The organism is Allobosea sp. P1_A7, from assembly GCF_056406775.1.
In genome coordinates this window covers 1-13,522 of the sequence record NZ_JBFTZN010000157.1, presented here as the reverse complement: position 1 = coordinate 13,522, position 13,522 = coordinate 1, and the positions used below count along the sequence as shown (strand labels likewise).

The 13,522-nt window shown below is 65.0% G+C and carries 15 protein-coding genes and 1 pseudogene; 12 read left to right on the top strand and 4 right to left on the bottom strand.

All coding sequences use genetic code 11. The annotated features are described in order from the left end of the window. Positions 1–351: alpha/beta fold hydrolase (locus AC1D34_RS23940; protein ID WP_476825520.1), on the bottom strand; the 351-nt coding region annotated here is incomplete at its 3' end. 16 nt (positions 352–367) lie between these two features. Then, complete coding sequence (locus tag AC1D34_RS23935; RefSeq protein WP_441493639.1) at positions 368–703, bottom strand: GIY-YIG nuclease family protein; 336 nt, start codon at positions 701–703, stop codon at positions 368–370. 120 nt (positions 704–823) lie between these two features. On the opposite strand from AC1D34_RS23935, the gene AC1D34_RS23930 reads away from it, so the two are divergent. From AC1D34_RS23930 to AC1D34_RS23895, 8 genes are all read left to right on the top strand, one after another. Then, complete coding sequence (locus AC1D34_RS23930) at positions 824–1,474, top strand: DUF2239 family protein (RefSeq protein ID WP_441493640.1); 651 nt, start codon at positions 824–826, stop codon at positions 1,472–1,474. Between the two features lie 532 nt (positions 1,475–2,006). Beyond that, a complete protein-coding gene (locus AC1D34_RS23925) occupies positions 2,007–2,840 on the top strand; it encodes an IclR family transcriptional regulator (protein ID WP_476825519.1) in 834 nt (277 codons plus the stop codon). A gap of 2 nt (positions 2,841–2,842) precedes the next feature. Then, on the top strand, positions 2,843–4,150 hold the full coding sequence (locus AC1D34_RS23920; RefSeq protein ID WP_476825518.1) for an NAD(P)/FAD-dependent oxidoreductase: 1,308 nt from the start codon (positions 2,843–2,845) through the stop codon (positions 4,148–4,150). Then, positions 4,147–5,232, top strand: coding sequence for an ABC transporter ATP-binding protein (locus AC1D34_RS23915; RefSeq protein ID WP_476825517.1), 1,086 nt, complete (start codon positions 4,147–4,149; stop codon positions 5,230–5,232). Before AC1D34_RS23920 ends, AC1D34_RS23915 begins: the two co-directional genes overlap by 4 nt. After that, entirely contained in the window at positions 5,229–6,113 is an 885-nt protein-coding gene (locus AC1D34_RS23910) for an ABC transporter permease (RefSeq protein WP_476825516.1), read from the top strand. Before AC1D34_RS23915 ends, AC1D34_RS23910 begins: the two co-directional genes overlap by 4 nt. Then, positions 6,110–6,916 (top strand): ABC transporter permease, encoded by an 807-nt coding sequence (locus AC1D34_RS23905; protein ID WP_476825515.1) that lies wholly within the window; start codon positions 6,110–6,112, stop codon positions 6,914–6,916. Before AC1D34_RS23910 ends, AC1D34_RS23905 begins: the two co-directional genes overlap by 4 nt. 5 nt (positions 6,917–6,921) lie before the next feature. Beyond that, positions 6,922–7,968, top strand: a complete 1,047-nt coding sequence (locus AC1D34_RS23900; RefSeq protein ID WP_476825514.1) for an extracellular solute-binding protein — start codon at positions 6,922–6,924, stop codon at positions 7,966–7,968. 335 nt (positions 7,969–8,303) lie between these two features. After that, positions 8,304–8,873: a hypothetical protein gene (locus AC1D34_RS23895; RefSeq protein WP_441493647.1), complete on the top strand. Its 570-nt coding sequence runs from the start codon at positions 8,304–8,306 to the stop codon at positions 8,871–8,873. 140 nt (positions 8,874–9,013) lie between these two features. On the opposite strand, the gene AC1D34_RS23890 is transcribed toward AC1D34_RS23895, so the two are convergent. Further along, positions 9,014–9,916 carry a LysR family transcriptional regulator gene (locus AC1D34_RS23890; protein ID WP_476825513.1) on the bottom strand — a complete coding sequence of 301 codons (903 nt, stop codon included), beginning with the start codon at positions 9,914–9,916 and terminating at the stop codon, positions 9,014–9,016. Positions 9,917–10,046: 130 nt separating this feature from the next. Here AC1D34_RS23890 and AC1D34_RS23885 point away from each other — a divergent pair, with 130 nt between their 5' ends. From AC1D34_RS23885 to AC1D34_RS23870, 4 genes and pseudogenes are all read left to right on the top strand, one after another. Continuing rightward, positions 10,047–10,691, top strand: coding sequence for an HD domain-containing protein (locus tag AC1D34_RS23885; RefSeq protein ID WP_441493649.1), 645 nt, complete (start codon positions 10,047–10,049; stop codon positions 10,689–10,691). Positions 10,692–10,733: 42 nt separating this feature from the next. After that, positions 10,734–11,558 carry a substrate-binding periplasmic protein gene (locus AC1D34_RS23880; protein ID WP_476825512.1) on the top strand — a complete coding sequence of 275 codons (825 nt, stop codon included), beginning with the start codon at positions 10,734–10,736 and terminating at the stop codon, positions 11,556–11,558. Positions 11,559–11,590: 32 nt separating this feature from the next. Beyond that, positions 11,591–12,268, top strand: coding sequence for an amino acid ABC transporter permease (locus AC1D34_RS23875; protein WP_476825511.1), 678 nt, complete (start codon positions 11,591–11,593; stop codon positions 12,266–12,268). After that, positions 12,265–13,029: pseudogene (locus AC1D34_RS23870) on the top strand (amino acid ABC transporter ATP-binding protein); the annotation flags it as partial. The gene AC1D34_RS23875 and the pseudogene AC1D34_RS23870, both read left to right, overlap by 4 nt. A 153-nt stretch (positions 13,030–13,182) precedes the next feature. On the opposite strand, the gene AC1D34_RS23865 reads toward AC1D34_RS23870, so the two are convergent. After that, positions 13,183–13,458 carry a hypothetical protein gene (locus AC1D34_RS23865; RefSeq protein WP_476825521.1) on the bottom strand — a complete coding sequence of 92 codons (276 nt, stop codon included), beginning with the start codon at positions 13,456–13,458 and terminating at the stop codon, positions 13,183–13,185. Positions 13,459–13,522 lie beyond the last annotated feature (64 nt).

Genomic DNA, 13,522 nt, shown 5'->3' with positions numbered 1-13,522 from the left:
CCCAACAACATGGGCCTGCGGGATGGAGAGGGCATCAAGCAGGCCGATTGCATCCGCGGCCATGTCGGCAAGTGTGTAGGTCACAGGTGGCCGCTGTCCCGCCATGAGGAGAGACACCAACGTTCCGACATCTACGGTTCCATGCTGGGCGAAGGAGGTTGAACGCCCGGCATCCCGATTGTCGAACCGGATGACGCGATAACCCAGCGCGGCCAGTTCCCCGCAAAAGGGATCAGCCCAGCGGATCATCTGCGTCCCCAGTCCGGAGATGAGCAGGATGGCCTCCGCCGCTTCCTCACCGAAGCTGTCATAGGCCAGGGTGATGCCGTTACTGTTCAGGTTCTTCATCATCGTCCGCTTCCAGCCGTCAAATCCGGGTAGCCTGTAGTTTGTCTGCCCAGTGCGTTAGGCGCTCTTGCAGCAGGCGAGCGCGAACATAGTCGCTCTCTTCTTCCTCAAGACGCTCGATGATCTCGAAGGTGAATGCCTCCGTCCCTTCGGCGCGCCACGCGTCCTGGAGGGAACGATGCGTGTTATTTCCGAGCTGCAGGGTGAACCAAAGCCGGTTCTGGATCGTGGACAAGTCAGGAGCTTGTCCCACCCAGACCGCACCGGTGGGTATGCAGCGAACGGCGTAGATGCCGGTCACGATCTCTCGTTTCCGATAGGCCGCTACGGCTGCCTTCCGATCTTCGCGTTTCATGACGTGAGCGCCTCCTGACGGCGGCGACAGCTAGCCGAAGCAGTTTGAGAAAGCAATATTACCCGGATAATATTGACGTGTGCCTTTTTGGCCGGGTAATAACTCGCAGTGGAGGATCCTATGTCCGATTACCTGTCCAAGTTGTGCACCGCTTTCGTCGGCACGGAGCAGCTAGCGGCTGGATCTCTGATTGACGTGGCCTTGGCGATCAAGGCCGCTGAAGGCGACCGCGCTGACGCGTCCATTCTCGTCTTCGACGATGCTACGGGCTCCGTCGTGGATCTCGACCTGCGAGGCACGACCGCCGAAGTCGTGGTCCGTCTCAGCGAGCGGGGGAAGCGAGAGACAGCGGCGGCCAGGACGCAAACGGCTTCGGACACCGATGCAGAGCCTCGCGGGCGTGGGCGGCCGAAACTAGGCGTCGTCGCCCGAGAGGTCACACTGCTTCCCCGACACTGGGAATGGCTCTCCGCGCAGCCCGGCGGGACGTCACAGGTTTTACGGCGCCTCGTAGACGCGGCTCGCCGATCCGATGGCGGCCAGACCCAAGCCAAGGCCGCGCGCGAAGCCGCCTACCGCTTTCTCAACGCATTGGCCGGTGACCTTCCTGGCTTCGAGGATACTATCCGGTCCTTGTTCGCGGGCGAGGATCGGGACTTTGCCGACCGCATGAACGCTTGGCCGCCGGACGTAAGACGCCATGCTTTGAAGCTGGCGACTGGATCATGTCCGCCTCGCGCCCCTCAGGAGCCGGATCCAACAATCCGCTAACCACCCTCCTGCGACCTTCGGAACGTCAGCTAATCCGCATAGTCCCTGGCGTCCTTCCGCCAGCCGGAAGGACGATCGTGGCCGGTTACCATACGTCAGATTCTATCCACCAGATCATCGGACCGGATATCGTATCCGGTCCGATGATCTAACCTTCTGTGTTTGCATCGGCTTTTCCGAAAACCGCAATCCACTTTTCGGGCCGATGCCTTAGCGATGACGATCCGGCCGCGCGGGACGATCTGATGCGCTGAGATCGCGACGACCGCGAGCCGGCCTCACCTTGTGAACGCGGCAAGGGCTTGGTCAGGCTGGAAACAAAGCGAACCGGCCTTGCGGCGCCGGACGCCCGTCGATCGCGTCCGGACTCATCCGGCGGTTGCCTCAGGGGCAGCCGCCCCCGGGGGCAACCGCCCTTTCCGGGGATCACACGGCCCACCACGGCGGAACTCTCTGTCTAAAATAAAATACTAAAAATCTTATTGCGATATTCATGTGCGCGAATAAGCTCGGGGAAACGAGGGAGAGCGCGATGAGAGATGAGCAGGATGCCGCAGAGGCACCTGAGCGTTCCGAAAGCGAAGAGGACAATCGGGCGCGCATGCTTGCCAGCCCCATGTTCGTCGGCTCGTTGCAGCGCGGCTTCGCGGTGCTGGAAGCCTTCACTCCCGATCAGCGCGAGATGGGCATCACCGAGATCGCAGCCGCGACCGGCCTCGACAAAAGCGCAGCGCAGCGCTTCACGTTCTCGCTCTATGCGCTCGGTTATCTCGAGAGGAATCCGGCGACCCGCAAATACAGTCTGTCGCGGCGCGCGCTCGGGTTCGCCTATGCCTATCTGCGCAGCGATCCGCTGGTCGAGGTGGCGACCCCCTATCTCGCCGACCTCCGCCAGAACTGTCAGCAGCGGGTCGATCTCAGCGTTCTCGACGGCACCGACATTCTTTACGTCGTGCGTCTGCAAAGCCAGCGGGAGGCGTTCGGCGCAACCTTGGTCGGCCGCCGCATCCCCGCCTTCTGCGTGTCCGGCGGCCGGGCCATGCTGTCGCGCCTGTCGGAGGCGGAAGCCCTGGCCCTGGTCGAACGCAGCAACCGCAGGCAGTTGACCCCCTATACCGTCACCGATGTCGATCAGATCATGGCGGCGATCGACCGCGCCCGGACGGATGGGTTCGCGATCTCCGTGCAGGAAACCCTGGTTGGCGAGATCGTGGTCTCGGCACCCGTGGTCGATATGCGCGGCTTGCCGCGGGCTGCGGTTCACATCGCCATGTCCTATGCCGAATTCGACGAGAGCACGGTGCGCGAGCGGTTCGCACCGCTGGCTGTCGCGACCGCGCGCCTGATCGCCGGTGGTGGCTACTAGCGATGAGCGGCTACCCACCCACTCATTACGCGGCGACGCGAACCGACGACGCGCGCTGGCCGGGGCTGGACGGAGATCACGAGACTGAGACCTGCATTGTCGGCGGTGGCCTTGCCGGCGTCGCAGCCGCGCTGGCGCTGGCCGAGCGCGGGCGGTCCGTCATCCTGCTGGAGGCGCACCGCATCGGCTGGGGCGCATCGGGACGCAATGGCGGTCTTGCCACGCGCGGCTATCCGATTGCGATGCCGGCTTTGGCCGATCGCGTCGGCATCGACGAAGCCAGGGCGCTCTGGCGGCTGAGCAGCGAGGCGCTCGCCATCGTTCGTCGCCGGGCCGAAGCGCTGGGTCCGACGGTGCTCGTCGGCCACGGCGCCCYGCGGTGCCGGATGGCGGAACACCCGGACAGCCTGGGCTCCTATGTCTCAGCCATGAACGAGCGCTTCAATGCGGGCCTCGTTCATCTGCCGGCGGCCCAGCTCGGCGCGATGCTCGCGACCGATCGCTATGCCGACGGGTATCTCAATCCCTCGTCGCTTCAGCTGCATCCGCTGAATCTGGCGCGTGGCATGGCAACCACTGCGGCGCAGCACGGTGCACACCTGCACGAAGGCGCCGCCGTCGTCTCGCTGAAGCGCCGGGGCACGGCCTGGACTGTCGCGACGAAGGCCGGCGCCGTCTCCGCCCGTCATGTCGTGCTTGCCGGTGGTGCGCATCTCGGCCTGCTCCACAGGCGCCTGGGACTTGCGACGGTGCCGGTCGCGAGTTTCGTGATGACGACGGAGCCCGCACCCGGGCGCATCAGGCAGGCGATCGCGACCGACGCCGCCGTCTCGGATACGCGCGTCGCCACCGATTATTATCGCGTCCTGCCCGACGGACGGCTGCTCTGGGGCGGGCGGGCGAGCGCGCTTGAACCCAACGCGGCGCGGCTGGCGCGGCTGCTGCGTGGCGACATGGCGCGGATCTATCCGCAACTCGCCGATCTGAAGGTCGAGATGGCGTGGGGCGGCCTGATGCCGATCGCCCGGCACCGCATGCCGGTGATCGGCCCCCTGGAACAAGGACTATGGGCTGCCGCCTGTTTTGGCGGCCTGGGCCTGGTGAACACCACGCTCGCCGGCGAGCTGATCGCCGGCGCCATCGCCGACGGTGACGACCGCCACCGGCATTTCGCGCCATTCGGGCTGCCTTTCGCTGCAGGCTCGGCTGGCCGGGCCGCATTCCAGTTCATCTATTGGCGCCATCAGCTCGGCGACCAGTTCCAGCAGATGCGGCGGCGAGCATCGCGGCCGGCAAAGGAAACCCCATGACCGATGCAGCCGTCGCCATCTCGTCGGTACGCAAGACCTTCGCCGGCGCCAGTCAGCCTGCGCTGGGCGGCGTCTCGCTCGATATCCTGAAGAACGAGTTCTTCACGCTTCTGGGCCCGTCGGGCTGCGGCAAGACAACCCTGCTGCGCATGATCRCCGGTTTCGAAAATCCGGATTCGGGCGCGATCCTGCTCGATGGCACCGCAATGGAGCGAACGCCGCCGAACCGCCGGCCGGTCAATACGGTCTTCCAGAGCTACGCCCTGTTTCCCCATATGAGCGTGGCGCAGAACATCGCCTTCGCGCTCGAGATGCTCGGCCGGCCGCGCGAGGCCATTCGGGCGCGCGTTGCCGAGATGATGCGCCTGCTGCGCCTCGACGGGCTTGGCGACCGCCGGCCCGCCCAGCTCTCGGGCGGACAGCAGCAGCGTGTCGCCCTCGGGCGGGCGCTGGCGCCTGAACCGAAAGTGCTGCTGCTGGACGAGCCGCTGTCGGCGCTCGACCTCAAGCTGCGCAAGGAGATGCAGATCGAGCTCAAGCGGCTTCAGACCGAAACCGGCATCACCTTCGTCTTCGTCACCCATGACCRSGARGARGCGCTGRCSATGTCCGACCGCRTCGSCGTGATGCGCGGCGGCGCCGTCATGCAGATCGGGCGACCAGCCGATATCTACGAGCGCCCGGCCAATCTCTTCGTTGCCGAGTTCATTGGCGAGGCCAATCTCCTGCCTGCGATATGCGTCGATCGAAGCGGGGATGGCGGGAGCTTCCGCCTGGCAGGCGCGTCAGACGATGATGGCCCGATCGCCGTCGCCGATGCCGGCCTCCTTGCGCCGGGCGAGAAGGCGATGCTCGTCGTGCGCCCCGAACGCGTCGCCGTCGTGCCGGCGCAGACATCGCGCTTGCGCGGCCAGGCCCGCCAGGCCGTCTATCGTGGCAGCGATCTGATGCTGCATGCGTCTTTGCCGGGCGGGGCCCTGTTGCGGGCCCGCCTGCCGGGAGATGCCGATGTCACGGCACTGATCGGGCAGGTCAGCGGCTTTGCCTTTCCGAGCGATGCCGTCAGGGCCTTTGCGGCATGAACGAGCTCCGCTCCCGCGATATCGCCCTCACCGCGCCGGCCGCGCTGTTCCTCGTGGCCTTCATGGTCGCGCCGCTTCTGCTGATGGTCTACGTCTCGACGCTGGAGCGCGCGCCCTTCGGCGGCGTGCTCTGGGGCAGCCATACCGCTGTCGCCTACGAGAAGTTGCTGCTCGAGCGCGATCTGCTCGGCGCCATCTCCTTCAACAGCGACTATATCGCGATATTCGGCCGCTCATTCCGTCTCGCGGCGATCACCACGGTGCTGGCGCTCGCCATCGGCCTGCCGACCGCGCTCTACATGACCACGCTGTCGCCGCGCCGCGCCGCCATCATCCTGTTTCTGGTGACGGTGCCGTTCTGGACCAATCTCCTGGTGCGCAACTTCGCCTGGATCCTGATCCTGCGGAATGGCGGCCAGCTCGACAGCCTGCTGCTATGGCTCGGGATCACGAGCCAGCCGCTCGACATCCTCTACACGCCATGGGCCACCGGGATCGGCCTGACCTACTCGTTCCTGCCCTTCATGATCCTGCCCGTCTATGTGGCGCTGGAGCGGATCGATCGGCGGCTGATCGAAGCGGCCTTCGATCTCGGCGCCGACCGGATCCGCGTCCTCACCCGCGTCGTGCTGCCCTTGGCGATGCCGGGCATCGTCGCGGGCGCCGTTCTCGTCTTCGTGCCCTGTCTCGGCGCCTATGTCAGCCCGGAACTTCTGGGCGGCGGCAAGTCGCTGATGATCGGCAATCTCGTGCAGGCCCAGTTCGGCGCGTCGCGCAACTGGCCGTTCGGAGCGGCGCTGGCGCTGGTGCTCGTGCTCATCCTGCTCTTGTCACTGGCGCTGCTTGCGCTGGTGCGGCGGCGTGCGGAGCGCCTGTCATGATGCGCGACCAGAACCTGCTGCACATTCCCGGCGCCAGCGTCATCGCCGCGCTGGCACTCGTCTTCCTGTATCTGCCGATCGTGACGCTCGTCGCCTTGTCGTTCAACGCCAGCGACCTGACGACGATCTGGACCGGGTTCAGCGTCAGATGGTACGCGGTGGTCCTCGACAATGGCGACATGCTGCGCGCGGCGAAGAACTCGCTGATCACGGCGAGCATTGCCACGGTGCTGGCGACGGCAGCGGCGACCRCCGCAACGCTTGGCGTCGCGCGCACGCGTTCGGCCTATCGCGGTGTCGTCGAAGGCTTGCTCGGACTGCCGCTGCTGGTCCCTGAAATCGTCACGGCGGTGGCACTGCTGTTGCTCTTCGTRCTGATCGGGGCGCCGCTCGGCCTGCTCTCGGTCATCCTTGCGCACACCGTGTTCTGCATCCCATTCGCCTATTATCCGATCCGCTCGCGCCTGGCGGGCCTCGACCCCGCTTTGATCGAGGCCGCGAGCGATCTTTACGCCTCGGCATGGCAGCGGTTCCTGCGCATCGAACTGCCATTGCTCGGCCCCGGCATTCTCGCCGGCGCGCTGCTCGCCTTCATCAGCTCGCTGGGTGATTTCGTCATCACCTATTTCGTCGCCGGTCCCGGCGCCACGACGCTGCCCGTCTATATCTTCGGCATGATCCGCATCGGCGTCACGCCCGAAGTCAACGCACTCTCGGCGATCCTGCTTCTCACCTCGATCGCCGTGATCGGCGTCGCCTTCCTGCTCGGACGGCGGCCCGCCAGTCAACACAAGGGAGGATAAGCGTCTTGAAACATTATTTCCGTCTTGCGGTGGCGGCGCTGGCGCTCGCCAGCGCACCAGGTATCGCGCTGGCCCAGTCCAAGCAGTTGTTGCTGTACAGCTGGGCGAATTACGTCCCGCCGGATCTGCTCAAGCGCTTCGAAGCCGAGACCGGCGTCAAGGTCAGCGTCGACGTCTATGACAGCAACGACACCATGCTGGCCAAGCTGCAGGCGGGCGGCGGCGGCTACGATATCGTCGTGCCGACCAATTCCGTGCTCGCCACCATGATCCGCTCCAACCTGCTGCAGAAGGTCGATGCGGCGAAGCTCGCGAATTTTGGGAATGTGAAGGCGCCGCATGATCGCCCCGATGCCGATCCGGGCCGCGAATACTCCGTTCCCTATCTCTGGGGCTCGACCGGCTTCACCTATGATTCCGCCAAGGTTCCCGGCGGCAAGCTGGCGGAGAGCTGGAAGGAATTCTTCGAACCGCGCCCCGAACTCGTCGGCAAGATCGCCGCGCTGAATGATCAGGGCGAAATGTTCAGCGCCGCGGCGATCTATCTCGGCCTCGATACCTGCACCGAGAACCCCGCCGATGCGCAGCGCATCCTGGAGCTTCTGGCGAAGCAGAAGCCGAGCGTGAAGATCTATTCCTCGACCGGCACGATCGATCGCGTCGCAGCCGGTGAGGTCGCGCTGCATCAGCAGTGGAACGGAGCCTCGCACCGCGCCAGGGCCAAATTGCCGACTGCGGTCTTCGTCTATCCGACCGAGGGGATGAACCTGTGGGGCGATAATTTCTCCGTGCCGAAGGGCGCTGCGAACCCGGAGAACGCCAAGCTGTTCCTGAACTGGATGATGGACCCACGGAACGCCGCCGAAGCCTCGAATTTCAGCGGCTACAACAACGCCATCAAAGGTTCGGATGCGTTCATGACGGCCGAGCTGCGCGACAATCCCGCCATCAACCCGCCCGAAGCGTTGATGACGCGTTTCCGGCCGGTGAAGGATTGCTCACTCAAGGCGCGCGAGCTGCGCGACGGCGTCTGGACGCGCCTGCGCCGCTGACAGAGGACGGAGAGGCGTGCCGAAGGCCGCCTCTCCGCTTTCTTCGCTCCCACCAGGCTCGCCACCGAACAGCCTCGGGATTCCGCGCCCCCCGCCGACGAGGCGTCGCTCGTGCCCTGCGTCGCGCAGCTGACCGCTGAGGCTWCGTCTCATCGCGCCCAGGCAGGTTGTTGCTCGAGCCCCTATTGTGTTGCGGCCGAACTTGGCCTTTTCTTCCTGAAGCTCGCCCAGTCATCCATTCCTACCTTCCATAATCTGCCGATCGAATCCGGAGGCCGGCAAAAGGTCTCAAACCGGATTGCCTTTGAAAGTGGAGAAGCCCGATGTTGAAGCAAATGAGCTTGGTCCTTGCAGTCTCGCTGGCGGTGGGGGTTGCGGGCTGCGCGACCGGTCCGACCGTGACAAGCCAGACAGTCATCGTCGCCGGCGTCGGCCCGGTGGAAGTCGAGCAGCTTGATGTCGAGGTTGCCGAGGTGAATCCCGCCGAGCGCATGGTGATCGTCCGGCAGGGCCGCCAGACCTGGCCCGTCGCGGTGCCGTCCGTGTTCGGCGATCTGCAGAATATCAACGCCGGTGACAACGTCCGGATCCGACGCGTCGAGGGCGTGATCCTTGGTGCCAAGCGCGCTCGCAAGGGCGCCAAGCCGACGATCGTCTATACCGAGGCGGTCAGCAGCCCGAGCTTCCAGAACCTGCCGGACAAGTTCATCGTGCGGACACTGACCGTAACCGCGAGGTTCGAGAGCTTCGATCCGGCGACAGGCGTCGTGAACTATGTCGGGCCGCTTGGACCGCGGACGCGTGAAGTCACGGATCCCGGCATTCAAGACGGAATCAGGCGCCTGAGGCGTGGCGATATGGTGGAGCTTACCTTCGCTGAAGGCTTCCACTTCCAGAAGAACTGAGCCCGTCGGCTCACCGCCGCATGTGAATGGATACGCCGGATCACGCTGCGTTTGGACGAAACCGTCCCAGCGCAGCGTGATCGACTCTCATCGCTGAGGGCATGCTGAATGCGAAAAACCGTCACCACAGGGCGACGGCGTCAATTGCGCAGGAAGTTCAGCGTCTCGATCGCGGACCGCGCCGCCGCAAGCACCGCGTCCAGGAGCCGGTTCTGCTCCGCAAATCGATAGATGCAATACAGCCGGGACGGCGTGGGTTGCCTGCTCGGCAGGAGTGACAGGATCGCTCCGTTCCGCAGGTAGGGTTCGATCAGCGGCGTCGGCAGCAGACTGACGCCGTGACCCTGGCGAACGAGTTCCGTCGCCAGCGTCACGCTCGTGCAACGGCAGATCTTCTCCGGTTCAATCCCGTCTTCGCGAAACCAGTCGATGATCTGGCGGTACATCGGCGACGGGTGCGGGTTGGTGATGACGATCTGGGAGGCGAGCAATTGCGGCGTGATCTGCTGTGGGAGTTCGAGCTCCGGCGCTGCGGCCCAGGTCACGTCCTGGATGCCGAGCGGAATGACCGCGAGCTTGGGATCGCCGACGGGATTGATGACGAATGCCAGGTCCAGGCGGCGCTCCACCACCTGATGCTCGAGTTCCGCGCTCGTTCCGACAGCGATGTCGAGTTGCACGCCCGGCAGATCGCGGGCGAGCAGCTTCATCCAGCCCGACAGGCAGATATGCGCAAAGGTTTCGGACAATCCGACGCGGACCACGCCGCCCGTGCTTTGCGCCTCCCCCGTGATGAGTTCGCGAATGCCCGTCAGTTCCTGGACCAGCGCCGCCGCGCGCGGCAGCAGCGCTTCACCGGCGAAGGTCAGGACCAGCCGCCGCCCGCCTCGTTCGAAGAGCGTTCGCTGGAACTGCGCTTCAAGCTCCTGAAGGCGCAGCGAGATGGTCGGCTGCGCGAGATTCAGATGTTGCGCGGCCTCCTTCACCGAGCCCAGCCGGGCAATCCAGAAGAACGTCTCGAGCTGCGCCGTCGTCGGTCGCATGGGCTGATCCTCGCGCGGGTCTCACATTGCATTATGCAATGATGTGATATCCGAAAATCAAATTTTACGATGCGTTCTTTGCCATCTAGCTTCCCCTGCAACGGAGCTTTCGGCCGCGGAAGGGCAGCACATGGATCGGTTACGCAAGAGCATTCTGGAGGATCTGCCCGAGATCGAGTGGATCAGCGATCCGACGCTGCGGCAGGGGGCCATCGACGCCTGGGCACTGGCGCTGGAGAAGTCGAGCTTCTCGCGCATCAGCGAGATCCCGGGAGAGGCCAATCCCGGCATCATGGTGATGCGGCGCGGCGGCCAGAATTTCCATCTCAGCGGCGTGACCCGGCTCGCGCTGGCCTCGGTCGACTATTTCGCCGAAATCTATCCTGAGGCGGTCATCGACCGGGACGTCGTCATTTGCGGCGGCCTCTGTCACGATGTCGGCAAGGCCTGGGAATGCGACCCCGAGAACCAGGCGCGGTGGAAGGCCGATGCCAGCCTGGTCGGGCGGCCATCGCTTCGCCATCCGGTCTATGGTGCCTATATCTGCCTGACGGTCGGCCTGCCGGAATCGATCGCCCACATCGCCGCCTGCCATTCGCCCGAGGGCGACAACGTCAAGCGCAGCCTCGAATGCATCGTCGTGCACGAGGCCGATGTCGCATGGTGGAAAATCAGCGCCGCCTCCGGTCTCACGCAGGACGGCACGATTCCCGATCACTTCGCCAGGATGTTCGAGCCTCGCAAGGCGCGGGACATGCCACGAGCGGCCGAATGAAGCGCTTCTGACTAAAGAACAACCAAAAGAGGGGATAAGTCGATGATCGGTTTCGGGTTTCTGAAGGGCGCCGTGCTCGCCGCCGGCGTGCTCGCGCTGGCATTGCCAGCCGCGGCGCAACCCAAGGAGGGCGTGCTCGCCAAGGTCAAGCGCGAGGGCGTGCTCAAGGTCTGCTACGCGCAGGTCACGCCGGACAGCTACAAGGATCCGCGCAACGGCCAATGGACCGGCGTCTTCGTCGATCTCGTCAATGAGCTGGCGAGCTGGATGAAGGTCAAGGTCGAACCGGTCGAGGTTCAGTTCGGCATGGCTCCGCTTTCGCTCAACCGCGGCGATTGCGACCTGTTCGGCGCGAGCCTGCTCTACAACGCCCCGCGTGCGCTCGAGATCAACTTCGTGCGGCCCTTCGCCGCCAAGGGCATCAACGGCGTGGTCAGCACGGAGAAGGCCGCCAGGTTCAAGAAGGTCGAGGACCTCAACGATCCGTCCGTGACGATCGCCGTCGTCGCCGGCAGCCGCGATCATGAAGTGTCGCAGCGCATCTTCCCCAAGGCGAAGCTCCTGGCGCTGCAGGTCAACACGGATCTCGCGGCCTTTGACTCCGTTCGCCGCGGCGACGCCGATATCGCGCTCGCCAACGGCATCACCATTCGCTGGTGGACGAAGGTGCAGGGCAATGGATGGGCGGCGCCCGCCTTCGAGGGCGATTTCAGCACGCAGCAGAATGGTTGGGCAATCCGCTACGGAGACTCCGACTGGAAGGATTTCCTCGATTCCTTCGCAGCCTGGATCGTCGCCAATAACCGCGCCGCCGAGCTGTACGATTCCTATCTGTCGCGGACCTCGCTCTTCGACACCAAGAAGTAATTCTGCCCGAGCCTGAGAAAGAGAGAGCAGCGATGCAGCGGACTCTGACCATCCTCTACGAGTTTCGCGACGCGCTGCTCTACGGGCTCGGCATCACGATTTCCCTTTCGGTCCTGTCGATGCTGCTGGCGCTGGTCGTGGGCCTGATCGCGGCGCTGGGCATGCTCTCACGCCGTCGCTGGGTCCGCGTGCCGGCTACCTTCTATGTCGAGTTCTGCCGCAACACGCCCATCCTGGTGCAGCTCGTCTGGGTCCATTACGCCTGGCCCGAGATCTTCGGGCTGAAATTCACGGCCTTCTGCAGCTCGCTCGTCGCGCTGACGCTGCAGACAAGCGGCTATCTCGCCGAGGAATATCGCGGCGGCATCGAGGGGGTCGACAAGGGACAGGTCGAGGCCGCCAAGTCGCTCGGCATGACGCATGCCCGGCTGATGGCGCGCATCGTGCTGCCGCAGGCGATCATGCGATCGGTGCCGGGCCTGCTCAACCAGTTCGTCACCTGTTTCAAGTCGACGTCGATCGTCTCCGTGATCGCGGTGCCCGATCTCATGTACCAGGCGGGCCTGATCGTCAGCGCGACGTTCCTGACCATGCCGATCTACACGATCATCGCCATGATCTATTTCGTCGTCGTCTTCGCGATCTCGCGCTCGGTCCGCTGGGCGACGCGCAAGCTGCCGACGACCGGCTATTTCGGAGCTGCGGCATGAACGAGGCCATCACGGCGGCCGGCCCCGCCATCGCTTTCCGGTCGATCAGCAAGTCCTATGGCGAGTTGCAGGTCCTGCACGACGTCAGCGCCGAGATCCCCCACGGCGCCACCGTCGCGGTTCTGGGTTCGAGCGGTTCGGGCAAGAGCACGCTGGTGCGTTGCGTCAACCGGCTCGAGGGCTTTCAGGGAGGCGAGATCACGGTCGGCGATGTCAGCCTGACGCCGCAGGGATTGGCGCGCGGCGCCCGCAAGCTGAGCGATCGGCAGGTGGCGACATTCCGCACCGGCATCGGCATGGTCTTCCAGTCCTTCAACCTGTTCCAGCACCTCACCGTGTTGAAGAACCTGATCGAGGCGCCGATCGGCGTGCTCGGCTGGAGCCGGGACAAGGCGGTCGAGCGCGCCCGCGACCTGCTCGCCAAGGTGGGACTTCCCGACAAGGAGGAGGCCTATCCGGCCCGGCTCTCCGGCGGCCAGCAGCAACGTATCGCGATCGCCCGCGCGCTGATGATGGAACCCTCGATCATGCTCTTCGACGAGCCGACCTCGGCGCTCGATCCCGAGCTCACGGCGGAAGTGCTGAACGTCGTGAAGGGGCTCGCGCTGGGCGGGCGCACCTCCCTGATCGTGACGCATGAACTCGCCTTCGCCCGGGACGTCGCCTCCCATGTCATGGTGCTCGACCACGGTCGGCTGACCGAGTTCGGGCCTGCGGGAGAGATTTTTCGAGCCCCGACATCGGAACGAACCCGCTGGTTTCGGGACTGTTGGCAATCCAGCGAAAAGCTGAAGCGCGCCCGTTGCGACGGGCTGCGACAGCGCCAGGCCTGGGCGGATTGTTGGCGCCCTTTTCGGGCAAGCGCACGTCCGGTGCAGCGATGTGCCGACAAGCAGTTGGCATGCCGGATCGGATTATCTGCCGACCGTTACCGCGACCATCGGGGCCTCTCGTCGCGCGCCCGGGATCTGATCGAGCAGGTATGCGACCGCGCAGGGGATCGGCGAAATGACCGGCGTCGAGAATCTCGGTTGCAAGGCGCCGGCCGCCTCGCCGAGCGGGCCGCCTCCGATGATGACGGCCTGAGCCTGGTCGGTCGCGATACAGGCTTCGACCATCTCGCCAAGCGCCTGCGTCAGTGCCGCCTTGTCTTCGGCCAGCGCTGTGGGATCGCCTGCCGTGCAGCGGATTCCGGTCAGCAGTTGCGCAAAGCCGAGCGCGGCCGCCCGCGCCGCGATGGCGTCGACCAGAAGC